The sequence below is a fragment of the Hyalangium gracile genome (assembly GCF_020103725.1).
Lineage (GTDB): Bacteria > Myxococcota > Myxococcia > Myxococcales > Myxococcaceae > Hyalangium > Hyalangium gracile.
This window is the reverse complement of sequence record NZ_JAHXBG010000010.1, coordinates 240,001-265,101: the sequence shown is the minus strand read 5'-3', so window position 1 is coordinate 265,101 and position 25,101 is coordinate 240,001. Positions and strand designations below refer to the sequence as shown.

Here is a 25,101-nt window from a genome sequence, read left to right as displayed (position 1 = left end):
CTCTTGGACCGTGGCCTACCGTGGCTTGGTTCTCATGGGAGTGACAGCGAAGTGAAGCCGGATGGACTCACCCTCGCCGCGCTCCCGTGAGGACAGCACACGGGAACGAGAAGGGTAGGTCCATGCGGAACAGAGCGAGCCCGATGTGGCTGGTGGCCTTGGCGCTGTGCGCGACCGGGGCTGCGGCCGAGCCTGACACGATGGGGCTGGGGACGGGGCGCGATGGAGCGCTCACGGTCACCGAGCCACGGACGGTCATCAATCAATACGCCCAGGTGACGGGGCCGCTGGCGCCCGGAGACGTGCAGGTGCTCGTCTCATCATCGAAGGGGTTTGGTGATGGCGACCTGGTGATGGTGTTGCAGACGACGGGCATCGTCCCCGAGCCACCGAGAGGAGAGCCGGCTCCCGTGGAACTGGGGGACGATCCGGTAGGGCGGTGGGAGCTTGCGCGAGTGGCGAAGGTGAGCCCGGGCGAGCTGAAGCTGAAGGCACCGTTGGTGCACTCGTACGCGGGGAGGGTGACGCAGGTCATCCGGATACCGGAGTACACCGAGGTGACGGTACGCGCTGGAGCCAGTCTCAAGGCACAGCCGTGGGATGGGGAGAAGGGGGGCGTGCTGGCCTTCCTGGCGACGGGAGCGGTGAACAACGAGGGAGTGCTCGATGCGAGCGGTGCAGGCTTCCGGGGAGCGCCTGGGGGGCACCTGTCGTCGGAGCTCGTGGGCTGCTCGCTGTTGCCTCGGGAGGTGAGGCCCGGGGCGCGTAGAGGCGAGGGCATCTCCGTGTTGAGCTACGGCCCTGGAGAGACGGGTTGGGAGAATGCCTCCAACGGAGGAGGCGGAGGACTCTGTCCCTTGTCCGGGGGAGGAGGAGGAGGAAACGGTGGGACTGGCGGGCGAGGTGGGGACTCATCTGCGCCGTGGGATGTGGCGCGGGAACTGGGAGGCAGAGGGGGGACGGCGCTGAGGTATTCGCTGATGGACCACCTGACGCTGGGGGGCGGAGGAGGGAAGGGGCATGGAGAGAATGAGAGTGGAGGCTCGGCAGGAGCGGGGGGAGGAGCCATCTTCGTGCGAGCGGGGAGGTTGACAGGCCGAGGCGCCCTGCTGGCGCAAGGCGAGGCAGGAGGGAGTGCGAGCGGAGGCGGTGGGGGAGGTGGCGGAGCGGGAGGCAGCATCTCCCTGCGGCTGGCCGGCTCGGCTGGGTGTGGAAGCATCTCAGCGCGAGGAGGAGGGGGAGGAAGTCCTCAGGAGGGTTTGTTGTCGCAGGCGGGTGCGGGCGGTGGGGGAGGTGGAGGGCGGGTGCTGTATCAAGCCGCCTCGACGAGCGCCTGCCCCATCGATGTGGAGGCGGGTCTGGGGGGTGAGAGGAGGGCTTCTGAAACCTCAAGCCGGCCAGGTGTGGAGGCGCAGCCGACGTCGAGCAGCCAGGAACCGCATCAAGGCGTCATCCAACGGCTGTCTGAAGGCTTTTCATCCGGAGGCCGCGCACTGCTGGCGCTGGACACAATAATTACTGGCACTCCGCGGAATCCGACCAAGGAGAGGGTCGCAGAGTTCTCCTTCAAGGGGGCAGGGGCAGGGGGCCTCTACAGGTGCAGGGAATGGATGGGAGCATCCCCCGGCAACTTCCAGCCCTGTGGGGCCGTCCCCGTCGACGCGACTGACGACACGCTGAAGAAGGCCTACAGCAACCTGTCAGAGGGCACTCACACTTTCGAAGTGTATGCGGTGGATGCAAGCGGGGAGCAGGATGCAACCCCAGCAAGATTCACATGGGAGGTCGACACCACGCCGCCGGATACGGCAATCACCGGTAGTCCTTCAAACCCAACGGAGCTATCGACAGCGACGTTCAGCTTTTCGGGGGCGGGGTTGGGAGGAAGGTATTGGTGCAGGGAGTGGATGGGAACGCCCAGTGGCAGCTTCCAGGACTGTGGCCTCGCCGGTGCGGGCGGCCTGCCGGATATCGGCACGAAGACGTTCACCAACCTGGCATCCGGCTCCCATTCGTTTGAAGTGTATGCCGAGGATGCAGCCGGAAACGTGGACGCGACGGCAGCGCAGTTTGCGTGGGTCATCGCCTTCGATACGAAGATCGACAGCGGGCCGCCGACCCTGAGCAACCAGAAGACTGCGACGTTTGTGTTCTCAGGAGCGGGAGCTGGAGGAACGTACCTGTGCAGGAAGTGGACAGGCACACCCAGTGGCACCTTCGAGAACTGCGGCTCGGGTGTATCTGGGAGTAAGAGCTACTCCAACCTGACGGATGATATTCATGTATTCGAGGTGTACGCGCGCAGTGGTAGTGGCATCGAAGATGCGACTCCGGCGAAGTTCACTTGGATGGTGGATACCATTCCTCCGGAGACAGGGCTCGCCAGTCAGCCTGATAATCCCACCTCGGAGAGAAAGGCGACGTTCACCTTCACGGGAGCGGAGGCGGCAGGTAAATACTGGTGCAGGGAGTGGACAGGCTCGACGGGTGGCCCCTTCCTGGATTGCGGAAATTCGGGAGCGAAGACCTATGACAACCTGTCCGACGGCACCCATACCTTCGAGGTCTATGCTCAGGATGCGGCGGGCAACAAGGATGACCTAAGCCCCGCAAGGTCCACGTGGAAGGTGGACACACAGGCTCCAGATACGACGATCTCGAAAAAGCCACCCCCTGCGAGTAATCAGACGACGGCTGAGTTCGAGTTCTCCGCGAATGAAGCCGAGGTAAGCTATTCTTGCTCACACAATGGTTTGGACTTCAGCACATGCACGAGTCCCGTGTCATGGGCGAATCTGATTGAGCGCCCTCAGGCCTATACCTTCTACGTCCGTGCTAAGGACGGGGCGGGCAACGCCGAAGGGGAGGCCGCCAGCTACAGTTGGGTCGTGGACCTGACGCCTCCAGAGACAACCATTGCCGAGGGCCCACCGGCGCTCACCAACAACCCGGAAGCAACGTTCAGGTTCAGTTCGAACGAGATGGGGGTGGTGTACCAGTGTTCGCTAGATGGAGTGAGCCAACCCACGTGCACCACCCCGATGACCGTCCGAGTCCAGGGAGACGGCCACCACAAGCTCTGCGTCACCGCAATGGATGCCGCAACCAATAAGGACGGCTCCGCAGCATGTCATGAATGGACTGTGGACAGCCTCAAGCCGAAGACGCAGATCCGCAGCTATCCCAGCGCGCTCACCAATCTGACAACCGCCACCTTCGAGTTCAGCGCAGGAGAGCCAGGTGTGGACTACAAGTGCTCACTGGATGGGGCCAACTTCACCTCGTGCAGCAGCCCGAAGACGTACACCCAGTTAGGCGAGACTCCTCAGCCACACACCTTCCGTGTCTACGCCACGGATACCGCAGGGAACGCCGAGGGCGAGGCTGGTGCCGCGCAGTATTCGTGGACCGTAGATACCACCGCTCCGGATTCACCCGACCTCAAGCGACCTGGGGAAGGGCAATGCACCCGCAGCAGTAACCTGAGCATTGAGGGTGCAACGGAAGCTCGCGCCACCGTGATGGTCTTCCTCGACGGCAATCCGGAGGCGACAAGCACCACGATGGCGGATGAAACTGGGGGGTGGATCGTGGGGCTCTCCCTCGAGAGTCTAGCTGATGGCCCGCACTTCATCACGGCGAGAACAAAAGATGTGGCGGGCAACACTGGGAGCCTTTCCAGCCCGAGGAAATTTACTCGGGACACGGACCCACCTGAGACGTACATCACTGAAAAGCCGCCGGTGCTGAGCACCAGCAATCAGGCGAAGTTCACATTCGCCTCGGATGAGGCGGGTGTGAGATACATGTGCAACCGCTCGATAGTACAAGGGAACTTCGACTGCTCGGCTGGGCTCGACCTCCCAGGTCTGGCTGATGGCCGCCACACGGTCATCGTATGGGCCGTGGACTGTGCAGGCAATGAGGACCCCACCCCCGAGGCCTATCAGTGGACCGTGGATACAGCTCCACCGAGCGTGACCATCACGTCGCCGGAGGAGGGAAACATCGTGAGCGAGAACGCGCCACTGATCTCCGGGATCACCGAGCAATCCGCCACCGTCGCAGTGCTCATCGAAGGTGGCGAACCGCGGACGAGGGTAGAAGGCCAAGCGCTGGTCAAATCAGATGGGGAATGGACCTTTCAACCCAGGAATGCTCTCCCGAATGGACATTATACCGTCAGGGCCACTGCGACAGATCTCGTGGGCAATGTGGGAGTCTCCTTCGGTCCCGTGTCCTTCCAGATCGATACGGTGCCTCCTGACACGGAGTTTCTCGGAGACCCGCCGGTCCTCGACATTCATGACTCCAGGGAGTTCGCCGTTTCATCCAACAAGGCGGGGACCGTTTTTGAGTACAGCCTGGACAAGGTCCCTGAGCAGGAAAGTGAGTGGAGCAAAGGCTCCTCCAAATACCGAACTCCCCACCTGAGGAATGGAAAGCATTTTCTGCTTGCCAGAGCGGTCGATGAGGCGGGGAACAAGGATCCGAGCCCGGCGAGACATGATTGGGTGGTAGCCGCCGAGAGGCCTCCCCCTCCAGAGTTCATCGAGCCCCACGAGGGCTCTACCATCTATTCGCTGACGCCCACTCTCAGTGGGACGACCGTGCCGGGAGGGACGGTAGACCTCTTCATCAATGTCGCGGAGGTCTCGGATGAGACGCCACCTACCGGGATTGCACAAGCAGACAAAGACGGAAACTGGGCCTACACCCTCTCCTTGGAGGAGAAGGAATACACCCTCGCGGGAAGAGCCGCGAACATTTACAAGAACAAAGGAGAACTCTCTAACAGCATCACCTTCAAGGTCGCTGCTCCCAAGACTCAAGCCAAAGCCATCGGAGGCGGGCTCGGATGTGCCGCTTCCAGCGCGTCACCCTGGGCTGCTCTGCTGGGCCTGCTCGTGGTGACTCTGGGCAGAGCTCGCAGGCGGTAGGTCCGAAGCCCGGAAGCACGAAGCCCCGCCTCCCTGTGGGGGAGCGCGGGGCCTCTTGCACTTCAGCCTGGTACGGCGCGCCTTACGCCTTGGCGCCCGCCGTCGGCTGGAACACCTCGTTGAACTCGGTGATGCCCTTGTTCAGCGCCGCCTTGATGTCCCCGGTGAGCTCACGCTTGGCCGCGATGTCCTTCGCCACCTGCGGGTGCTTGCCGTCCATGAACTCCAGGAACTCGCGCATCCAGCGCGGCACGTCCGACACCGGCACCTGGCGGATCCAACCGCGCTTGTTCGGGTCGTCCTTGTTCGTCGCCGCGTAGATCTGCATCACCTGCCGCTCCACCGGCATCGGCTCGTACTGGCCCTGCTTCAGCAGCTCCACCAGACGCGCGCCGCGCGCCAGCGTCTCCTGCGTCGCCTTGTCCAGGTCCGAGCCGAACTGCGCGAACGCCGCCAGCTCGCGGTACTGCGCCAGCTCCAGCTTCATGGAGCCCGCCACCTGCTTCATCGCCTTGATCTGCGCCGCCGAGCCCACTCGCGACACCGAGAGGCCCACGTTGATCGCCGGACGCACACCCGCGAAGAACAGGTCCGTCTCGAGGAAGATCTGCCCGTCGGTGATCGAAATCACGTTCGTCGGGATGTACGCGGACACGTCACCGGCCTGCGTCTCGATGATGGGCAGCGCCGTGAGCGAGCCGGCGCCCTCCGCGTCCGACAGCTTCGCGGCGCGCTCCAGCAGGCGGCTGTGGATGAAGAACACGTCGCCCGGGTAGGCCTCGCGCCCCGGCGGCCGGCGCAGCAGCAGCGACAGCTGGCGGTAGGCCACGGCCTGCTTGGACAGGTCGTCGTAGATGATGAGCGCGTGCATCTTGTTGTCGCGGAAGTACTCGCCGATCGTCACGCCCGTGTACGGCGCGAAGAACTGCATCGGCGCCGGGTCCGAGGCGTTGGCCGCCACCACCGTCGTGTACTCCATGGCGCCCGACTTCGAGAGCTTGTCCACCACCTGCGCCACCGTGGACTGCTTCTGCCCGATGGCCACGTAGATGCAGTAAACGCCCAGGCTCTTCTGGTTGATGATGGTGTCGATCGCGACGGCCGTCTTGCCCGTCTGCCGGTCACCGATGATGAGCTCGCGCTGCCCGCGGCCGATCGGCACCAGCGCGTCCAGCGCCTTGATGCCCGTCTGCAGCGGCTCGTGCACGCTCTTGCGCTTCACGATGCCCGGGGCCTTGATCTCCAGGCGGCGGCTCTCCGTGGACTGGATGGGGCCCTTGCCGTCCAGCGGCTCGCCCAGCGCGTTCACCACGCGGCCCAGCAGCCCCTTGCCCACCGGCACCGAGGCGATCGACGAGGTGCGCTTGACGCTGTCGCCCTCGCGGATGTCCTTGAAGTCACCCATGATGGCGACGCCGACGTTGTCCTCCTCGAGGTTGAGCACCAGGCCCTTCACCCCGTTGGAGAACTCCACCAGCTCGCCCGACTGCACGCCCTCCAGGCCGTACACGCGGGCGATACCATCACCCACCGAGAGCACGCTGCCGGTCTCGGCGACAGTGACCTTCTTGCCGTAGTCCTTGATCTGCTCCCGGATGATTCTGCTGATCTCGTCGGCGCGGATTTCCATGGGCGTCTTGAGTCCTCGAGTGGGGCGGCAGTAAAGCCGCCAGGAAGCCGAAGCGGGCCCCCCTTACCACGCGCTCCCCAGCACCGCAACGCGATCGGCCATCAGGGCACGAACAGGGCGTTAATCGGGGCGGTAAGCCGGGAGCGCTCCCAGGGGGGGAGGCCTCCCTCTTCTACCGCTCCAGCAGCCCGCCGCATTCCCGCCACACCCCGGGTCCAGGCCCTCTCGGGGGAACCCCTCAGCGCGAGCCCCGCCGGGGCAGCCAGACCTTGAAGCTGGTGCCGCGCTCGATGGCCGACTCCACGCTGATGCGCCCGCCGTGGGCCTCGGCGATCTGCTTGGCGATGAAGAGCCCCAGCCCCAACCCCTCTCCGGCCGGACGCTTGCCCCGGCGGAAGGGCTCGAAGATGGCCTCGCGCTCCTCGGGCTGCAGCAGCGGCCCCTTGTTGAGCACCACCAGCGTCACCCCCCCCGGCTCGCCCTTCACGCTCAGTCCGATGGACGTGTTCGCCAGGCTGTGCCGCAGGGCGTTCTGGAGCAGGTTGTCCAGCAGCTGCGCCAGCCGCGCCTCGTCCCAGTGGCCCGCCAGGTCCCCCTCCGTCACCGGGAGGATGGGGTACTCCGGGTGGGCCAGCCGGTACTCCTCCACCACCCGCTCCAGCACCGGCCCCAGGGACATGGGGGTCGGCGTCACCGGAATCCCTCCCGCCAGCCGCGCCCGGGTGAAGTCCAGCAGCTCGTGGATCATCCGCTCCATCCGCCGGGCGGCGTTGGACATGATGGTGAGCTGCCGCGTCTGGCGCTCCTCCAGCTTGCCCTCGTGCTGCAGCGCCGACAGCCCGAGCATGATGGTGTTCAGCGGGGTGCGCAGATCATGCCCCACCACCCCCAGCAGCTGCTCGCGCAGGTACTCGGCGCGCGTGGCGGCCTCCTCGGCCGCCTTCTTCCCGGTGATGTCCCACAGCGCCCACAGGCACGCCTTCTGGCCTCGGAACGTCACCTCGCGCGCCAGCACCTGGATGGGCACGCGCACCTCGCCGTAGCGCAGGATGGTCAGCTCGTACGGCATCTCCTGCTGCGTCCGGTAGGCGTCCTGCGCCGCCTGGCGGCTCTCCGGGGCCAGGAACCGGAACAGCGGCTGGTCCACCAGCTCCTCCGGCAGGCACCCCAGCAGCGAGGCGCTGCCGCGGCTGGCCTCCAGCACGGTGATGCCGTCGTGGAGCAGGTACCCGTCGCACGACAGGTCCACCAGCGTCTTCAGCCGCGTCTCGGCCTCGCGCAGCTGCACCAGCTCTTCCATCCGCTCCGTGTCGTCCTGGAGCAGGAGGGTGAGGCCGGCCTGCACCCCACCGGACACCGCCGGCAGCAGGCTGATCCGCAGGTGGATGCGCCGTCCGTCCGAGGTGCTGTCGGGCTCTCCCGTCACCGTGAAGCCCTGGATGGTCTCTCCCGCCAGCGCCCGCTCACACACGGGCAGCAGCGCCGGGGCCAGCACCGGCCACAGCTCCGCGACGGAGCGGCCCAGCTGGTGCGAGAGCGGCTCGCCCGTCAGCGCCGCCAGCGCGTCGTTGCCCCACCGCAGGTGCAGCTCCCGGTCCAGGAAGCCCACGGCCCAACCTGGTGCGTTGAGCAGCGCGTGAAGGAAGGGCCTGGCCTCTTCCGGCACCGCCGGGGGCAGGGCGCCATTGGAATTGCGCGGGAGAGCAGGCTGCGCCATGAGCAGGTCGGCCACGTCATCGCGGACAGAAGTCCGCTGGGAGGCAGCCAAGTATAGCTGCTCCGGGACCTGCTGGAAATACCGGGCTTGCGGATTGCGCTGGAGCCCTGGAGGACCTGAGGAGTAGGGTCACCCGGGCGGGAAAATTCCGCCCTGGGACGTCTCAGCCCTGCTGCTTGAGCTGGCGGCGCATCTGCTCCAGCTGGGTGCGGACGCTGCCGTCGTAGAGGACGCTGCCCACCTGGGCGGACACACCCCCCAGCAGGGCGGGGTCCACGCGGGACTCGAGGATGACGTCGCGCTGGGTGAGCTGCTGGAGGTTCTTGCGCAGCTGCTCCAGGGCGTCCGCGGGCAGCTTGCTGGCGCTGGTGACGTGGCCGCGCACGCGGCCGGCCCGGGCGTCGGCCAGGTCCCGGTACACGCGGGCGATGTCCGGCAGGTAGGTGAGGCGGTTGCGCTCCACCAGCAGGCGCAGGGTGTTGGCCAGGGCGGGCTCGACGTTGCCCATCATCTTCATGATCGCCTCCACCACCTGGCTGCGCTGGGTGGTGTTGTAGGCGGGGTTGAGCAGCAGGTCCGACAGCTCGCGGCTCTGCTCGAACGCCTTCACGAAGGTGGCGAGCTGATCAGCGACGGCATCGGTGCGGTTGCCCTCGGCGGCGACGTCGAGGAGCGCACGGGCATAGCGGCGGGCGATGGACACGTTCACCATGGCGGCCGCGCCCTTAGCACGCCCCCAGGCCCCGGGCAACGGCTGGGGTGAGGCCGTGGTGAATGTCGGGTGATGGGAGCCTTTCCGGCAGCGCATGGCTGGCTGGACTCCGGGGAAGGGACATCGCTAGCCTCTGGCTCATAGCCCTTCAGCACGTCGGGGGAGGGGCGCTCCATCCCGGTGGAACCGCATTCGGCCCATGCAAGAACCTGTCATCGGTATCGATCTGGGGACCACCAACAGCGCCGTGGCTACCGTCGAAGGGGGCCGGGCGCGCATCATCCCGTCGCGAGCGGGAGGTCGGCTGACCCCCTCCGTGGTAGGCCTGGACAGTGACGGGGAGCGCGTGGTGGGCACCCCCGCCCAGCGCATGGCGGAGGACCAGCCCGGTAGCGTGGTGTGGGCCACCAAGCGCTTCCTGGGGCGGCGCTGCACCCCCGAGCTGGTGGAGGAGGCCAGGAAGCTGGTGCCCTTCCCGCTCATTCCAGGCCCCACCGGGGATGTGCGCGTGAACCTGGCGGGCAAGGTGCTGCCCCTCACCCAGGTGGCGGCGATGGTCCTGGGCGAGCTGAAGCTGGATGCGCAGGCGCACTTCGGGAAGAAGGTGGGCCGCTGCGTCATCACCGTGCCCGCCAACTTCGATGACAACCAGCGCTCGGCCACGCGCGAGGCGGCCTCCATCGCCGGCCTGGAGGTGCTGCGGCTGGTGAACGAGCCCACCGCGGCGGCGCTCGCCTACGGCCTGTCGACGAGCTTCCAGGGCAACGCGCTCGTGTTCGACCTGGGCGGCGGCACCTTCGACGTGTCCATCCTCGAGGTGAAGAACGGCGTCTTCGAGGTGCGGGCCACCGGAGGCGACTCGACGCTGGGCGGCGAGGACTTCGATCAGCGCATCGTCCAGTGGCTGGTGGCCCAGGTGGAGGAGCCGCTGCGCGAGGCGGTGTCCCGGGACACCTCGTCGCTGCGCCGGCTGAAGGTGGCCGCGGAGGCCGCCAAGCGCGAGCTGACGCAGAAGGAGGAGGCCCTCATCTCCGTGGCGGCCCTGGGCGACTACACCTCGGCCAACCGGCGCCTCACGGGCGTGGAGACCGTCCTCACGCGCTCCTTCTTCGAGACGCTGTCCGAGCCGCTGTCCCGCCGCTGCCTGGAGGTGTGTCGGACGGTGATGCAGGACGCGAGGATGGACCCGCGCTCGGTGGACGTGGTGCTCCTGGTGGGGGGCATGACGCGCGTGCCCCTGGTGCAGCGGCTGGTGGCGGACTTCTTCGGCCGCGCGCCGTCCACGGACGTCAACCCGGACGAGGCCGTGGCGCTGGGCGCGGCCATCCAGGCGGACGAGCTGGTGCGCCAGTCCGGCGCGGCGCTGCTGCTGGACGTGGCGGGCCAGTCGCTGGGCGTGGGCGTGCTGGGCGGGCGCGTGAAGCGGCTCATCGCCAAGAACACCCAGGTGCCGGTGGTGGCGCGCGACATCTTCCTGCCCAGCAGGGCAGGGCAGGCCGAGGTGCGCATCCCCATCTTCCAGGGCGAGGCCGACTTCCAGGACGACAACCGCAAGCTGGGCGAGGTGGTGCTGCGCAACCTGCAGGCGGGCCAGCGCGCGGAGAACCAGATCGAGGTGACGTTCGCGCTCTCGAGCGAGAGCATCCTCTCGGTGCGCGCGGTGGACCTGAGGACGGGCATGGCCGAGCAGGTCCGCCTGGAGGCCCGCCCCAGCCTGCCCGCGCCCGAGGCGGCGAAGCTCTCCCAGGAGCAGGCCCGCTACTCCAGCTCCCAGGCCTGGGAGGACGCGCGCGGCACGGAGGAGAAGCTCCGCAAGCTGCTGGAGAAGGGCGAGAAGCTGGCGCGCCTGCTCCAGCGCAGCGCCGAGGAGAACCCCAGCCCCGAGGCCACCGCCGCCGTGGGCACCGTCCGTAACCTGCTCGACACCGGCCGCGCCGCCCTCGAGGCCGGTAACAGCGAGCAGTGCGCCACCGTCACACGTCAGCTCACCCAGGTGCTCTCCGGCCGCCCGGCCTGAGCGTCCTGCCTCGCACTGTCGGGAACTGATCTGCCGGGCAGCGGCGTGTTGCTCCTCATACGCTTGGGGCGTCCGCCCATGTACAGCACAGAGCCCCTTACATGGCCCTGCCCGGGGAGCGTCCCTAGCTCGTAAGGGGTGCTTTCGGGGGCGAACATGGAACCGGCTCTCACGCGCGACGAAGTCTTCGTCGTCGATGACTCCCGCGCCGTGCGGGACCTGGTGTGCCAACACCTGTCGCGCCTGGGCTGCGAGCCGGTGCCGCTCGAGGGCGGCGCGGCGTGTCTGGCCGAGCTGGAGCGCCGCGTGCCCGCGCTGGTGCTGATGGACCTGCGCATGGAGGGCATGCAGGGAGATGAAGCCTGTCGGCGCATGAAGGCCCACCCGAACGCGGGCAGCGTGCCGGTGGTCATGCTCACGGGCGCCAGCGCGCCGCACGAGGTGATGCTCTGCTCGCGCGCGGGGGCGGATGACTTCCTGCCCAAGCCGGTGGAGTTCGACGCGCTGACGGCCAAGGTGCTCGCGGTGCGCGCGGCTCGGGAGCACGCGCGCCAGGGGCCTCCTCCGGGGCTGGGGGTGCTGCTGGTGGAGGGCAGCCGCTCCATGGGCTCCTTCCTGGGCGGGGCGCTGGAGCACGAGGGCTTCCACGTCCTCTATGCGCGCCACGCGGTGGAGGCGGAGGCGCTGGCGGTGGCGTTCGGCTCGCGGCTGGACGGGCTGGTGGTGGATGTGTCCCGCTCCTTCGCCTTCCAGGACGGGCTGGCGCTGGCCAGGAAGCTGCACGTGCTGCTGCCCCGCAAGCCGCTGGTGCTGGTGGCGGGCGTGGAGGAGCCCACGGAGGTGCACGCCAAGGCCCGCGAGCTCTCCGGAGAGCCGCTGCTGGAGCGCCGGCTGATGGCGCCGGACGCGCTGGTGGCGCGGGTGCTGGAGCGGCTGGCGCCCGGGGTGGCGCCGGTGCGCGCCGCCGAGCGGGTGCCCCTGTTCTCCGTGGTGGAGTTCACCACGCGCTGCGGGCCCCTGCTCACCGGGTTCAGCTCGGACGCCAGCCCCGAGGCCCTCTTCGTGCGCACCCTCACGCCGGCCCGGGCCGGGGCGCGCCTGGCGCTCCGGGTGACGCTGGCCGGCCAGCGCGTCTCCTCCTCGGTGGAGGCGGTGGTGGCCTGGTCCAACCCGCCGCGCCGCGGCTCGGCCTTCCAGGGCCCGGCGGGCATGGGGCTGCGCCTGGAGCGGGTGGACACGGCGCTGGCCGCCCAGTTCCAGCGGTTTGTCCCCCGCGCTCTCGGTTTTTCCCTGGCCCTCCCTGCCAGGTCATCAACTTTCTGAGATCCCCCGTAACCCCTAACCTCCTGAAATCCCAACTCCTTCACCGTTGGCACGTGTGTGGCAACGCCCGGCGCGGCATGCGACCGGGGTTGGCCGCGGCGGGCACCCCGGTGGGCCGGAGCAGTGTTGAGGGATTTTATGAGATGGCTTCGATACGGCGGATTCGGGCTGGCGCTGGCGGTGGCCGGGTGTGACGGCGAGCGCGGCGGCGTCCCGGGGAACCAGCCGGTCCAGCTGCAGGCCCGGCTCGAGAGCTTCGAGCGCTGCGAGGACCTCGAGTCCTACATCGAGGACACCGCGGTGCTGGACATGCGTACCCAGCTGTCGTGGCAGAAGGAGATGATCGGCGGGTGGGGGCGCGGTGGCCCCATCATGGAGGACGGCGCGGGTGCTCCCCCCAGTGCTCCGGCGGCGGGGGACTCGAACTCCGGTGGCCCGGGTACGGGGAAAGCGGGTCCGGACGACTACACCGACACCAACAACCAGGTGGAGGGCGTGGATGAAGCGGACTTCGTGAAGAACGACGGGACGCGCATCTTCGTCGTCTCCGGCCGCAAGCTGTACGTGCACCGCTCCTGGCCCGCCGCCTCGCTCAGCGCGCTGAGCAGCGTGGCCCTCGAGGGCTGGCCGCGCGAGATGTTCCTGCAGGGCAACCGCGTGGTGATCTTCTCCCAGGTCGCCCTGCAGCGAGACGGCAGCACCGAGCCGCAGTGCGATGCGTTCCGCGGCTGCTACACCTATGACATGAGCGCCACCAAGGTGACGGTGGTGGATGTCACGGACCTGGCGGCGCCGCAGGTCCAGGATCAGCTCTACATCCCCGGCTACTACGCCAACGCGCGCCGCACGGACAGCGCGGTGCGGCTGTTGCTCAATGACTCGTTCCGCTGGCCCCAGAACACGCGCTGGTGGCCGGAGTACTCGGAGGGGCTCTGGGACGACGAGGACCGGCTGAAGCGCGAGCTGGACAAGCTCATCGTCCAGAACGAGAAGCTCATCCGCGAGCAGACGCTCGAGCAGTGGCTGCCGAAGGGCTGGCGCAAGCTGCCGGACGGCTCGAGGGTGGAGGTCGGCTACGACTGCCGGGATTTCTTCCGCAGCAACACGCCCGCCAAGGTGGGCTTCGTCACCGTGGCCTCGCTGAACCTGGACGCCCCCGGCGCCGAGTCCACCATCCACCGCACCAGCCTGGTGACGGACCCGGGCGAGGTGTACGCCAACACCGAGAGCCTCTACCTGGCCAGCCGGCACTGGTGGTGGTGGCCGGAGGACGGGCAGAAGGACCACACGTACCTGCACAAGTTCGACATCCGCACCCCGGGCTCGGCGCGCTACGTGGCCAGCGGCGTGGTGGAGGGCCACCCGCTCAACCAGTTCAGCATGGACGAGCACGAGGGCGTGCTGCGCGTGGCCACCACCATCAACACCTTCAAGGAGGACGGTGACAACCCCTGGGGCCGCACGGAGACCACCAACCGCGTGGTCACCTTCCGGGAGCAGAACGGCCGGCTGGTGAAGGCGGGCCAGTCGGAGGAGCTGGCCAAGGGCGAGAGCATCTACAGCGCGCGCTTCATCGGCGACAAGGGCTACGTCGTCACCTTCCGGCGGGTGGATCCGCTCTTCACCTTCGACCTGTCCGACCCGGAGCACCCGCGCAAGGTGGGCGAGCTGAAGGTGCCGGGCTTCTCCAGCTACATCCACCCGCTGGATGAGAACCACCTGATCACCGTGGGCGTGCACATTCCTGAGAACCCGAACGAGGGATGGCAGCGCACGGTGAAGCTGTCCATGTTCGACGTGACGGATCCGGCGCACCCCACGGAGAAGTTCACCCATCTGGTGGGCACCACCTCTGGCTGGAGCGAGGCGCTCTGGGACCACAAGGCCTTCAACTTCTTCCCGTCCAAGGGGCTGCTGGCGCTGCCCTTCGCGGACTACGTGTACAACGGCTCGGACTACTGGAGCGGCTTCCGCAGCGAGCTACGCGTGTTCAACGTGAACGCGGCCACGGGCTTCACCCCGGTGGGCACCCTCTCCATGTCGGACCTGTATCGGACCCAGAACTACCGGGACTGGACGTGGTACTGGACGCCCAACGTGCGCCGCAGCGTGATGGCGGATGACTACGTCTACGCCATCACCGACGCCGGCGTGCGCGTGGCGCATGTGAGCAACCTGCAGGTGCCTCTGGCCACAACGACTTTCGAGACGAACTTCTCGACGCCTTATTACCCGTAGCACCCCCCTCGAAAGAGGGAAGGGCGGTCGGCTCCCTCGGGGGATGCGAGCCGGCCGCCTTTTTTTTGCCCGGGGTCAGCGCCCGCCGGTGGGCCCGTCGGCTCTTCAGAAGCGCATTTCGCGCCAGAAGACGCTATAGGCGGCCTGTCCCATGTCTGCCCCTGTGAAGTCCCGTCGCGAGGAGTTCCGCGAGCTGATGAAGCTCGCCATCCCCATCTCCATTGCTCAAGGCGGCCAGGCGCTCATGGGCCTGGTCGACACCCTGGTGGTGGGCCACGCCGGCACCTCGGCCCTGGCCGCGGTGGGCCTGGCCAACGCCCTCTTCTTCGCTGTCAGCGGCCTGGGCATGGGGGTGATGATGGGGTTCGACCCGCTGGTGTCCCAGGCCTTCGGGGCGCGCAACCTGTCCCGGGCCCGGGCGCTGCTGTGGCAGGGCGGGTGGATGGCGCTCATCGCGGGGGTGATGCTGGGCGGCGTGGTGGTCCTGGTGCCGGAGGTGCTGCCCTTCTTCGGGTATGCCACGGAGGACCTGGCGGAGACTCGGGCCTACCTGTACTGGCGCGCGCCCAGCCTGGTGACGATGCTGGCGTTCCTCATGGTGCGCGGCTACCTGCAGTCCACCGCGAACACCCGCCCGCTGGTGGTGGCCACCGTGGCGGCCAACATCTTCAACCTGGGCGCGGACATCCTCCTCGTCTTCGGTGGCGGCGTGCTGCCGGAGGGCTTCGGGCCGCTGCGGAGCATCCCCGCCATGGGCGCCGCCGGCGCGGCGCTGGCCACGCTGCTGTGCACCGTGCTCCAGCTGGCCATCGTCCTGGCGGCGGTGCGGTCCACTGCCTCGGAGGGGCCGGCGCCCGTGCGTCGCCCGGTGTGGCCGGACCTGGGGCAGGCCTTCCGCGTGGGGTTGCCCATCGGCCTGCACCTGGCGGCGGAGATCGGCGTCTTCGCGCTCGCGGGCGTCCTGGCCTTCCGGCTGGGCCAGGCGAGCATGGGGGCGCACCAGATCGCCATCTCCTTCGCGAGCGTCTCCTTCACCATCGCGGTGGGCATCGGCAACGCGGGCAGCGTGCGCGTGGGCTGGGCGGTGGGGGCGCACAACACGCCCCAGGCGCGGATGAGCGGCTTCATCGCCCTGGCGGGCGGTGGGGGCTTCATGGCCCTGTCGGCGCTGGTGTTCGCCCTCTTCCCGCAGACGCTGTCCCGGCTGGCCGGCGCGTCGGAGGAGGTCATCCCCCTGCTGGTCCCCCTGTGGATGGTGACCGCCGTCTTCCAGATCTTCGACGGGCTGCAGGGCGTGGGGGCCGGTGTGCTGCGCGGGGCGGGGGAGACGCGGTTCACCTTCCTCGCCAACATGGTGGGGCACTACGCCATCGGCCTGCCGCTGTCCCTGCTGCTGGGCTTCGGGCTGAAGCTGGGCATCGTCGGCATCTGGTGGGGCCTGTGCGCGGGGCTCATCGCCGTGGCGCTCGCCCTGGTGTGGCGCTTCCATCGGATGAGCGCCGGCACGCTGCGCCCGCTGGAGGCCTGAGCGGCTACCAGGGCAGGTACTGCTGGATCATCCGCCGCCAGGTGGGCCAGTCGTGGGTGCCGCCCTGCCAGATGGACAGGTGGTTGCCGATGTCCTTCTTCCACAGCACGTTGGAGAGGTGCTCGTTGGCGCCGCGGCAGAAGTCGTGCTCGCCCACCGCCAGCACCATCTCCACCTTCTGGAGCGCGGAGAGCTGCGCCGGATCCGAGACGTTCGGCAGCCACTGCAGGGCCGAGTGGAAGTACACGCTTTCGTCGTGGTAGCCGTCGAGGTACGGCTCGGTCTCGAACTTGCCGCCCATGGAGATGAGCCGCCGGAAGGTGTTCGGGTGGCGCAGGCCGACGTTGTAGGCGTGGAAGCCGCCGAAGCTGCACCCAGCCAGCGTCAGCCGCCCGCCCGTGCCGCGGCTCATCACCAGAGGCACCACCTCGTGCAGCAGGTAGGACTCCCACGCCGCGTGCCGAGCCACCCGGTCGTGCGGGTGGATGTGCCGGTTGAGCCAGCTCTCCTCGTCCACTCCGTCCGGACACACCACCAGGTAGCGGCCCGCCTGGATGCGGTCCGCGATGGCGCCCACCAGCCCGAAGTCCTCGTTCTGGTAGAAGCGACCGCGGCTCGTGGGCAGCATGATCACCGGCTCGCCCGAGTGCCCGAAGAGCAGCAGCTCCATGTCCCGGCCCAGGCGGTGGCTGTACCAGCGGTGGTATTCGCGGTTCATAGGGGCGTCACCTTAGCGCTCGCGCCCCGTGCGATGAAGTCGCGAACGCGCGACGACGCCCGGGCGCGCGGGAGTGAACAACCGTCCCCGCCCGCTCAGAAGCGCAGCGTGGGCCCGACGAGCAGCGAGTTGATGGGCCGGGTGCACTCGCGGACAGCGGCCTTCTCGTAGCGCACGTCACACCACTGCCAGGACGTGGCCGCCGTGAGGCCCCAGTTCATGCCCAGCCACACGTCGAAGCCGCCGCGCACCGCCGCGCTCATCGCATCGAACTCCTGGCGGACGAGCTGGCCGAACTCGTCCGGCGTCTGCGGCGTGGAGCGGCTGCGCGCCAGCCGCACGGCCAGCCAGGGCGAAATCATCCTGTCCCGGAACCCCCGGAACCGTATCTCCAGCCCGTACTGCCGGTAGTCGAGCTGCACCCGGCTGGTGGACTGCGAGTCCCGGAAGTCCTCGAACTTCTGGCCCCACGTCTCCGCGGCCTCGCCGTAGATGCCGAAGGACAGCCCCACGGGCAGCTCCACGCCGAAGTACGCGTTGATCGCGGCGCCCTTGGCGTCCCACTCGCTGAGGCGATCCAGCGCCACTCCCGCTCCGAGCGAGAGGTACCCGCGCCACTCTCCGGCCTGGGCGGCTCCCGCCCAGAGTAGAAGCCCGACCAACGCCCCGTGCATGGATCCGCGTCTCATCCCCCCGCAGCCTAGCCCACTGGGCAGGGGGCCGGTCCACCCGCCCCCCGGGGCTCGGTTCACCGTTCGGAATCGAGCGCATGCCTCGTACACTGTGCTCCCATGTCCCTGACCTTCGAAGATGCCGCCGCCTCACTCCGGGATGCCCTCGCCGATGCCGGCCGGGGCCTGGTGGAGCGCGAGGCCATGGTGGAGCTGGTGGCGCTGTCCGCCGTCGCCGGCGAGCACCTGCTCGTCATCGGCCCGCCGGGCACCGCCAAGAGCGAGGCCGTCCGCCGCACCGCGCGGGCCCTGGGTGGCAGCTACTTCGAGTACCTGCTCGGCCGCTTCACCGAGCCGTCGGAGATCTTCGGCCCGGTGGACCTGCGCAAGCTGCGCGAGGGCACCGTGGAGACCGAGACGACCGGCATGCTGCCCGAGGCGGAGGTGGCCTTCCTCGATGAGGTGTTCCTCGGCTCCACCGCCATCCTCAACACGCTGCTCGGGGTACTCAATGAGCGCACCTTCCGGCGCGGCCATACCCGGATGAAGGTTCCCTTACGGGTATGTGTGGGCGCCTCCAACGGCCTGCCCGAGGAGGAGTCCCTGGCGGCCTTCGCGGACCGCTTCCTGGCGCGCATCTTCGTGGAGCCCGTGCCGGACCCGCGGCTGGAGGAGCTGCTCGCGGGCGGTGCCTCGCTGTGGCGCGAGGGCGAGGCCCGGGTGGCCTCGCTGCAGGCGCTGGATGTGCTGGCGCGCGCCGCGCAGGAGTCGGACCTGGCACCGGTGCGGCCTCACCTGGCGCATGCGCTGCGCACGCTGCGAGCCTCGGGCATCGGGCTGTCCGACCGGCGCGCGGTGAAGGTGCAGCGGCTCATCGCCGCGGCGGCGGCGCTGGCGGGGCGCAGGACGCCGGGAGTGGCAGACCTGTGGCCGCTCATCTACGCGGTGCCCACGAAGGAGGGGCAGGCGCTGGCGCGCGAGGTGCTGCGCGAGCTGCTGGCCGCCACGGAGAACCCGGCGCTCGCGGCGGCGGCGCTGGAGGCGAGCGCGGGGCCCCTGGCGCGGGCGCAGCGCATCGCTCGGGCGGGGCGCGAGGTACTGGCGGGACGGCCCGGCGAGGGCGCCGAGGAGCTGCCCGCGTGGAGGCTCAAGCTGGAGGGGGTGGTGCGAGAGATGGACGCCGGGTTCGCGCCCGAGGCCCTGCCGACGGAGCTCCAGGCCCTGCGCGAGGAGATCCGCATGGTGCTCGAGACTGACGCCCCAGCCGTCCCTGCCGCCGTGGCCCAGGCGTGAGGCGTGCGCTTGCCTCGGTTCAATCAAGGTCGGGTTCCCTTGAGCGCTCGTGCCTCATCGCAAGCCCCCGCGCGACTCCCGGTGACGTGGAGCCCCCGGATGGAGCCGCTGCCCGCCCTCGCCGTCGCGGGCGTCGGGGCCGTGGCGCTCGCGCTCGCTCGCAGGGCGCTCGCGGCGGACGACGCGCGGCTGGGCGCCTGGAGCGGCGTGGCCGGCTCGGACCTCCTCGTCCTCCTGGGAGAGGCGCACTCGCTGCCGTGGGTCGATGGGGCCGTGTACCTCGGGAGGGATGGGGCCGCGCCCTCGCTGCTGCTTCCGTGCGCGCTCGCGCCCGAGGTCGCCCCCGCCCTGCTCGAGCGCGCCCTGGTGGCCCACGCCTCGGACGGGGCACCGCTCGCCGTGCTCCCGCGCTCGGGGTTCCTGGTGCCCGTGGGGGCCGCGCGGCCGGTGGCCCGTGAGACGCTCGCCGCGTGGCTGAAGGCCGCGGAGGGCTCCCCGTGAGCAGCCTGCCCGCCGTGCTGCGCCCCTGGGCGATGCAGCTCTCCCTCTTCCCGGAGGACCTGGCGCTCAGCCTCGGCCCGCATGTGGCCCGGCTGGCCGCGGCCATCGGCGCGCTCCGCCCTCGCGGCGAGACGGACGGCGGAGAGCCCCAGGGCTACGAAGGGCTCACCCGCCGCGGCCCCTATGAGCGGCTCCTGCTCACCGAGTGGCTCTACGCCCTGGAGTCCCCCGACGAGTTCATCCGCCGCGCGGCCTTCGGCGAGCACGCCTTCCTCAAGCCCGCCTTCAAGCAGCCCCAGGGCTCGCGGCGCTCCGTGGTGCTCCTGGACGCGGGGCCGGATCAGCTCGGTGCTCCCCGCATCGCCCACCTGGCGCTGCTCGTGGTGCTGCAGCGGCGCGCCGAGGCCGCCGGCGCCGAGTTCGCCTGGGGCGTGCTCCAGTCCTCTCCGGACCGAGGCCCCTTCAGCGCCATCACCGCGGGCACCGTCCAGTCCTGGCTCGCCGCTCGCAGCATCACGCCCGTGACGGGAGAGCACGTGAGCCGGTGGCGCGAGGCGCTGGCGCTCGGCTCCGCCCCGGAGGACTGCTGGCTCGTGGGCAGCTCGCGGCTCGCCCGCCTCCCCGAGGCCGCGGGCCTGTCCCGCGTGGAGGTGGAGGAGCGGATGGCTCCCGGCGCACGCGCGCTCTGCGTCTCGGTGCGGCGAGTGGCCCGTGCCCCCGCCTCCGTGGCGCTGGAGCTGCCCCCGCCGGAGGAGTGCGTCCGCCTGCTGAGGGAGCCCTTCACCGCTCGCGCCGCGACGCCGGTGCGCCTGTCCAACGCCACCCGCATCCAGGCGTTCTTCTTCTCCGCGGATGGCACGCGGCTCATCCTCATCCGCGCGGATGGAAGCGTGGCCGCTCAGCCCATCCCCCACTCGCCGCGCTCCACCGTCCCCAAGCCGCGGCGCTTCCAGCCCCCGGCGGACCATCGGCTCGTGGCCGTCGGCTGGCGGCGCAATGGCGGGCTGCTCGTGCTGACCCGCGACGAGAAGGTCCTCTGGATTCATGGAGGCGTGAGGGGCATCGGAGGGAGCAGGCCTCGCGGCATCCCCTACCTCGGCTACGAGGGGCTGCTGCCGGACGCGCCTCCGCCGAACCGCCTTCCAGGGCTGGCCACCTCGGTGCTCGAGGACGACCGCGAGCGCGTGCTGGCGCGTGACAGCGAGGGCCGCCTCTTCGTCGTCAGCCAGCAGGGGCCCGCGCTGCTGGCGAGCCGCGTGAGCGCCTTCGCCGAGGTGCGGCGCAAGCCCGCCTTCGTGATGACGCCCACGGAGGGCTCCTCCGTGGAGGGCATGTGGCTGGGCCTGCTGGAGGACAACCACCAGCGTCACCTGCCGCTCGGCACCGGCGAGGACGAGGCCTACTTCGGCCACACCGCCTCCCTGGGCCACGCGGATGCGGGGCTGCTCGCGCTGCGCCAGCGCCCCGGCACCTGGCAGGTGCTGGTCGCCCATGGCCACGTCCGGTTCGACGTCCGCCCGGAATACCGGGTGGTGGGCGTGGCCGACAGCTCCCAGGCCCTGGAGGAGCCGGGGCTGGTGCTGCTCGCCTCCGACCGACGGACCTTCATGCTGCAGACTCCCTCGAGGATGCAGCTGCTGACGCGCGCCGCGGAGAACGTGGCACACGCGGCGGTGAGCCACGGGCTGCCCGTGCTCGCGTGGCTGACGGTGAAGGGTGAGCTCGTGGTGTGGAGCCTCCAGCAGGGCATGGCCCTGTATCGCGCGGCTCCAGAGGAGGCGGCATGAGCGCGCGCCCCGTGAGGCCTCGGCTCCACCTGCACCGCGGCATCGTGGTGACGTCGGCCCTCTGGTTCGATCCCTCGCTCCTGGGCGAGCGCGAGGCCCGTGGGCGCGTGCTCGCCACGTGGACGCCGGGCACGGCCGTCTTCGCCATCGCGGGAGGCTTCCTCCTGCGGCTGCCGCGCGTCCAGCCCGTGAACTGCGCCACCGCGCCCGGGCTGCCGCTCACCCTCGAGGATGGCGTGCTGCTCTCCGCGCCTCTGTCGGCCACCGAGCGGGCGCAGCTGGCGCCTCCTCCCGGCTCGATCGTGCTGGTGCGAGCCGGACGCGCGGAGGTGTTCTCCGCGGAGCCCTCTCGCCGATTGGATGTGGCGGAGTGGCTCGATGTCTCCGAGTGGAGCACCGTCACCGTGAAGGGGCTCGGAGCGCCCCCCAGGCCCATCAAGGTGCTCGAGCCCGTCGCGACGCCCGCGCGCAGCCTCTTCGGCGGCGTGCCTCCCGCCAGTCCCGAGGCCGAGGCGGTCCGGGCGCGCATGGAGGGCCGCCCCGTCCCCCAGGCGCTCCAGAAGGTGCAGGCCGCGAGCGTGGGCGCCTCAGCCTCGCTGTGGGATCGGCTGCGCGCGTGGTGGAGGGCGGAGCGTGGCACGCCCGCGACGGCCCAGAAGGTCGCCAGCGCCACTCCCGCCTCGGCGACGCCGGCCCCCGGCGCGAGCTCCTCGGCCCTGGGCCGGCTCAAGGCCTGGCTCCAGCGCGCGCTGGCCCCCCGCGTCTCGTCGACCGCCGAGGCCATCCCCCAGCTGCCCTCGGGCGCGCCCGCGAAGGCGCAGGTCCGCGAGCAGCGGCCCGGAGCACCGTCCCTGCTGTCGCGCATGTTCGGGTTCCTGCGGCAGTCCCTGTTCCCGGCCTCCGCTGCCTCGAGCCAGCCGGCGCTTCCGCCGCCCTCCTCACCGCCCCCGCCGCGAGGCCCGGGACTCGTGTCGCGGCTCTCGGAGTGGCTGCTGCGCAACACGCCGCTCGGCCCGCTGCTGGGACAGCGCAAGGCGGAGTACGTCCAGCGCCTCTTCGAGATGTTCGAGAAGGGCAACCTCGACGAGGCGCTGCGCCACGCCATCCCCCTGGGTGCTGAAAAGCTGACGGAGCAGGCGCGCATCGCCCTGGGGCTGCCGGGCCCGCGCGAGAGCCTCGCCATCCAGACGCGTCGGGGCGGAGGCGCGGCCATCTTCGGTGGCGGCCAGGAGATCTACTCCGCGCTCAAGGAGCGCTACCGCGCCGCCTTCAAGCGCCTGGAGCGAGAGGGCCGCATCGACGAGGCCGCCTTCGTCCTCACCGAGCTGCTCGGCGCGCACGAGGAGGCCGTGTCCTTCCTCGAGAAGCACGAGCGCCTGCGGCTCGCGGCCGAGCTGGCCGAGGGGCGCGGGCTGGCTCCCGGGCTGGTGGTGCGCCAGTGGCTGCTGGCCAGGGACATCCGGCGCGCGGTGGCCATCGCCCGGCGCAGCGGCGCCTTCCCGGACGCGGTGCTGCGGCTGGAGCGCACGCACCCGTCCGAGGCCCGCACGCTGCGGCTGCTCTGGGCGGAGACGCTCGCGGAGGCCGGGGACTACCTGCGCGCCGCGGTGGTGGTGTGGCCGCTGGAGGATGCGCATCCCCTGGCGCGGGCCTGGCTGGAGCAGGGCGCCACGGTCGGCGGCGTGAGCGGCGCCCGTGCCCTGGCGCGGCTGATGCTGGCCTTCCCGGACGCCTTCGCCTCGGCGCAGGCCTCGGCGCTCGCGCTGCTCGAGGACGAGAGCCACCCCCGCGCGGCCGAGCGGCTCGCCTTCGCGGAGGTGCTCGCCACCGAGCAGCGCTCCGAGCCGCGCACCCTCCTGGTGGGCCCGGCGGTCCGCGCGCTCCTCAGGGACAGGGCGGCGGGCCACACGCGCATCGACGCGAGCTTCCTCACGCGGCTCCTCCGGGACGTGGGGGATGGCACGCTGCGGGCCGATCTCCCGACCTTCGCCGATCCCCGTCCCCGCAACTGGGCCGAGGAGCAAGGCGCCGCGCTGCTGCACGAGCGGATCGCCGCGACCGAGGCCGGCCCCTACCCCATCCACGACGCGGTGGCGCTGTCGAGCCAGCGCATCCTGCTGGCGCTCGGAGAGGGCGGGGTGCGGCTGATCCGCTCGGATGGCACCCGCGTGGCGCACTTCGACGTGCCGGCCTTCTGGCTGGTGCCGTCGGTGCACGAGGACCGGGTGCTGGCGCTCGCGCCGCGCGGGGAGCTCAAGCACATCTCCGTCATCGAGCCCGGCCCCCGGCGCGCCCGGCACTGGTGCGACGCGAAGGTGGATGCGTTCGCCCCCAGCTACGACGGCAACCTGTGGTTCCTCGCCGAGGCGGACACGGTGATGGCGGTGGACGCGCTGGCCACGGACGGCCTGCGCGCGCTCTGGCGCGTCTCCCAGGTGGGCGGCGTGGTGGTGGCGCTGGAGGCGGACGCGGACTCGCTGCGCTTCGCCACCTTTGGCCGCGAGCCGCAGCTGTGGACATACGCCCTGCCCGGAGGCCCCACGCTGCGCTCGCGCGCCGAGCGCCGCCACGGAGACGGCCTGCCGATGGTGGTTGTGGACGAGAAGACGGCGAGGGTGGAGCGGGTGGACGGCTTCCTCGTCTCGCCGCCGTGGTCGCTGACGAGCATGAGGACGGGCGAGGGCCACCAGGTGGAGCTCTCCGCGAAGGGAGGCCCGGCCCGGGCGCGCTTCCTCTTCGAGGGCGAGGCCCGCGTGCGAGCCCGCTTCTGCGCGGGCGAGCTGCTCATCTTCGACACCACGGGCCGGCTGCTTCGGGTGGACCTGAGGGAAGGCGCGGCGAGGCGCATCCCCGTCCAGTAGCCGGCGCGCGAGCGCTACGTGCGCGGCAGGTAGGTGGGGATGATGGCGGTGGTGGCGGTCAGCTCGCGCGCCACGTCGTCCACCTCCAGCACCACCCGGATGCCCTGGACCGTCACCAGCAGCGAGGGAGGCTCTCCCGGCAGCGCGACGAGCCAGGTGGACGCCAGGGGGAGCGCACCGTCCGCCAACTCCGCGGCCCGGTGCAGGTGCTGACGCACGGCGTGGTGCAGCGACGAGGGCAGCGCGCTCAGCGTGAGGAGCGTCTCCTCCGACATCCGCAGGCCATAGGGCCCGCGCTCCTCGTGCACCCGGCCGGAGTGCTCGAAGCGGCGCAGACGCTGCCGCAGCTCCAGCAGCGCGGGCTCCGGCGTGGCCGTCTTGTGCAGGAAGCCCACCACGCCACCCAGGGTCACGCTCTGGCTGGCCACGGACATCATCAGCACCGGGATGTCGCGCAGGGTTTCATGGGTGCGCATCCGCCCGTACAGCTCCCAGCCGTCCAGGCGGGGCAGCATCAGGTCCAGCACGACGAGGTTCGGTCGCTGCCGCCCGGCGTCGCTCAGATACGAGAGCGCCTCCAGCCCGTCGGAGGCGAGGGCGACTTCGCACCCTTCCGAGCGGGCCGTCACCCGGAGCACCTCCCGCCAGCTGGGATCATCCTCCACGATGAGCAGTCTCGGGGGAGCGGACATGAGAGCGCCAGCCTAGGGCCATCCCCCCGAACCCTCCTCCTGGGAGGAGAGGAACTGCCCCTCAGGGGCCCTCAACCGTTGCCTGAGTGACAGATGGCGGCCCTCGGCTGGCTCCCAGGCCGCTTGCTCTCTCCCCGGCGAGTGGCCAGCTTGGAGGCCACGATGGCCTTCCGACTCCAGTTCATGCCCCAGGCGGTGGGAGTGCTCTCCGCCTGCCAGCCGGCCGTGCGCGAGCGCGTCCTGCATGAACTGGGCGCCATCTTCTCCGGTCCGCTGCTCGGCACGGAGAGCCAGACACCGGGAACGGAACACGCTGGCGCCTGCTTGCTTCCCTCGGGCTTCCATGTTCACTACGCCGTGGACTGGAAGCATGGGCTGCTCCATTTGTTGGAGCTCAGGGGCCCGGATGAAGGGATGGCGGCCTCGACTTCCTGATCACCCGCAGCCTCGGTCTCTCGTTCCCTCGCATACCT

At 69.9% G+C, this 25,101-nt stretch carries 16 protein-coding genes; 10 read left to right on the top strand and 6 right to left on the bottom strand.

Annotated elements, in window-relative coordinates:
* Positions 1–143 precede the first annotated feature (143 nt).
* Positions 144–4,940, top strand: a complete 4,797-nt coding sequence (gene agmC / locus KY572_RS22135; protein ID WP_224244902.1) for an adventurous gliding motility protein AgmC — start codon at positions 144–146, stop codon at positions 4,938–4,940.
* A gap of 82 nt (positions 4,941–5,022) precedes the next feature.
* On the opposite strand, the gene atpA is transcribed toward agmC, so the two are convergent.
* From atpA to atpH, 3 genes are all read right to left on the bottom strand, one after another.
* The gene (atpA, locus tag KY572_RS22130; protein ID WP_224244901.1) at positions 5,023–6,570 is read right to left on the bottom strand and encodes a F0F1 ATP synthase subunit alpha; all 1,548 of its coding nucleotides are present in this window, start codon (positions 6,568–6,570) and stop codon (positions 5,023–5,025) included.
* Positions 6,571–6,808: 238 nt separating this feature from the next.
* Positions 6,809–8,338 carry a sensor histidine kinase gene (locus KY572_RS22125; RefSeq protein ID WP_224244900.1) on the bottom strand — a complete coding sequence of 510 codons (1,530 nt, stop codon included), beginning with the start codon at positions 8,336–8,338 and terminating at the stop codon, positions 6,809–6,811.
* A 112-nt stretch (positions 8,339–8,450) separates the two neighbouring features.
* Positions 8,451–8,999, bottom strand: a complete 549-nt coding sequence (gene atpH / locus KY572_RS22120; protein WP_224244899.1) for an ATP synthase F1 subunit delta — start codon at positions 8,997–8,999, stop codon at positions 8,451–8,453.
* Positions 9,000–9,198: 199 nt separating this feature from the next.
* Between atpH and KY572_RS22115 the strand changes: the two genes are divergently transcribed.
* From KY572_RS22115 to KY572_RS22100, 4 genes are all read left to right on the top strand, one after another.
* A complete protein-coding gene (locus tag KY572_RS22115) occupies positions 9,199–11,016 on the top strand; it encodes an Hsp70 family protein (protein ID WP_224244898.1) in 1,818 nt (605 codons plus the stop codon).
* Positions 11,017–11,172: 156 nt separating this feature from the next.
* Positions 11,173–12,339, top strand: coding sequence for a TIGR02266 family protein (locus KY572_RS22110; protein ID WP_224244897.1), 1,167 nt, complete (start codon positions 11,173–11,175; stop codon positions 12,337–12,339).
* A 138-nt stretch (positions 12,340–12,477) separates the two neighbouring features.
* Positions 12,478–14,577: a beta-propeller domain-containing protein gene (locus KY572_RS22105; RefSeq protein WP_224244896.1), complete on the top strand. Its 2,100-nt coding sequence runs from the start codon at positions 12,478–12,480 to the stop codon at positions 14,575–14,577.
* A 151-nt stretch (positions 14,578–14,728) separates the two neighbouring features.
* Positions 14,729–16,105: an MATE family efflux transporter gene (locus tag KY572_RS22100; RefSeq protein ID WP_224244895.1), complete on the top strand. Its 1,377-nt coding sequence runs from the start codon at positions 14,729–14,731 to the stop codon at positions 16,103–16,105.
* A 4-nt stretch (positions 16,106–16,109) separates the two neighbouring features.
* Here KY572_RS22100 and KY572_RS22095 read toward each other — a convergent pair whose 3' ends face one another.
* Together KY572_RS22095 and KY572_RS22090 are read right to left on the bottom strand one after the other, a co-directional pair.
* Entirely contained in the window at positions 16,110–16,823 is a 714-nt protein-coding gene (locus tag KY572_RS22095) for an esterase family protein (protein WP_224244894.1), read from the bottom strand.
* Positions 16,824–16,918: 95 nt separating this feature from the next.
* Positions 16,919–17,497: a hypothetical protein gene (locus tag KY572_RS22090; RefSeq protein ID WP_224244893.1), complete on the bottom strand. Its 579-nt coding sequence runs from the start codon at positions 17,495–17,497 to the stop codon at positions 16,919–16,921.
* Between the two features lie 117 nt (positions 17,498–17,614).
* Here KY572_RS22090 and KY572_RS22085 point away from each other — a divergent pair, with 117 nt between their 5' ends.
* The 4 genes from KY572_RS22085 to KY572_RS22070 are packed head-to-tail and all read left to right on the top strand — an operon-like array spanning position 17,615 to position 23,936.
* Complete coding sequence (locus tag KY572_RS22085) at positions 17,615–18,787, top strand: AAA family ATPase (protein WP_224244892.1); 1,173 nt, start codon at positions 17,615–17,617, stop codon at positions 18,785–18,787.
* 3 nt (positions 18,788–18,790) lie between these two features.
* Entirely contained in the window at positions 18,791–19,288 is a 498-nt protein-coding gene (locus KY572_RS22080; RefSeq protein ID WP_224244891.1) for a bpX5 domain-containing protein, read from the top strand.
* On the top strand, positions 19,285–21,075 hold the full coding sequence (locus KY572_RS22075) for an LpqB family beta-propeller domain-containing protein (RefSeq protein ID WP_224244890.1): 1,791 nt from the start codon (positions 19,285–19,287) through the stop codon (positions 21,073–21,075). Before KY572_RS22080 ends, KY572_RS22075 begins: the two co-directional genes overlap by 4 nt.
* Entirely contained in the window at positions 21,072–23,936 is a 2,865-nt protein-coding gene (locus tag KY572_RS22070; protein WP_224244889.1) for a bpX6 domain-containing protein, read from the top strand. The genes KY572_RS22075 and KY572_RS22070 overlap by 4 nt, the downstream gene beginning before the upstream one ends.
* 14 nt (positions 23,937–23,950) lie before the next feature.
* Here KY572_RS22070 and KY572_RS22065 read toward each other — a convergent pair whose 3' ends face one another.
* Positions 23,951–24,628 carry a response regulator gene (locus tag KY572_RS22065; RefSeq protein WP_224244888.1) on the bottom strand — a complete coding sequence of 226 codons (678 nt, stop codon included), beginning with the start codon at positions 24,626–24,628 and terminating at the stop codon, positions 23,951–23,953.
* A 162-nt stretch (positions 24,629–24,790) separates the two neighbouring features.
* Here KY572_RS22065 and KY572_RS22060 point away from each other — a divergent pair, with 162 nt between their 5' ends.
* Positions 24,791–25,063, top strand: coding sequence for a hypothetical protein (locus tag KY572_RS22060; protein WP_224244887.1), 273 nt, complete (start codon positions 24,791–24,793; stop codon positions 25,061–25,063).
* The last annotated feature ends 38 nt before the right edge of the window (positions 25,064–25,101 follow it).

What these genes read in the sequence shown, in the direction of transcription:
- KY572_RS22090 (WP_224244893.1), bottom strand. Translation starts at nt 17,497, where the DNA reads ATGCACGGGGCGTTGGTCGGGCTTCTACTCTGGGCGGGAGCCGCCCAG.
- KY572_RS22105 (WP_224244896.1), top strand. Translation starts at nt 12,478, where the DNA reads ATGAGATGGCTTCGATACGGCGGATTCGGGCTGGCGCTGGCGGTGGCC.
- KY572_RS22110 (WP_224244897.1), top strand. Translation starts at nt 11,173, where the DNA reads ATGGAACCGGCTCTCACGCGCGACGAAGTCTTCGTCGTCGATGACTCC.
- KY572_RS22095 (WP_224244894.1), bottom strand. Translation starts at nt 16,823, where the DNA reads ATGAACCGCGAATACCACCGCTGGTACAGCCACCGCCTGGGCCGGGAC.
- KY572_RS22100 (WP_224244895.1), top strand. Translation starts at nt 14,729, where the DNA reads ATGTCTGCCCCTGTGAAGTCCCGTCGCGAGGAGTTCCGCGAGCTGATG.
- agmC (WP_224244902.1), top strand. Translation starts at nt 144, where the DNA reads ATGTGGCTGGTGGCCTTGGCGCTGTGCGCGACCGGGGCTGCGGCCGAG.
- atpA (WP_224244901.1), bottom strand. Translation starts at nt 6,570, where the DNA reads ATGGAAATCCGCGCCGACGAGATCAGCAGAATCATCCGGGAGCAGATC.
- KY572_RS22060 (WP_224244887.1), top strand. Translation starts at nt 24,791, where the DNA reads ATGGCCTTCCGACTCCAGTTCATGCCCCAGGCGGTGGGAGTGCTCTCC.
- KY572_RS22070 (WP_224244889.1), top strand. Translation starts at nt 21,072, where the DNA reads ATGAGCGCGCGCCCCGTGAGGCCTCGGCTCCACCTGCACCGCGGCATC.
- KY572_RS22115 (WP_224244898.1), top strand. Translation starts at nt 9,199, where the DNA reads ATGCAAGAACCTGTCATCGGTATCGATCTGGGGACCACCAACAGCGCC.
- atpH (WP_224244899.1), bottom strand. Translation starts at nt 8,999, where the DNA reads ATGGTGAACGTGTCCATCGCCCGCCGCTATGCCCGTGCGCTCCTCGAC.
- KY572_RS22085 (WP_224244892.1), top strand. Translation starts at nt 17,615, where the DNA reads ATGTCCCTGACCTTCGAAGATGCCGCCGCCTCACTCCGGGATGCCCTC.
- KY572_RS22065 (WP_224244888.1), bottom strand. Translation starts at nt 24,628, where the DNA reads ATGTCCGCTCCCCCGAGACTGCTCATCGTGGAGGATGATCCCAGCTGG.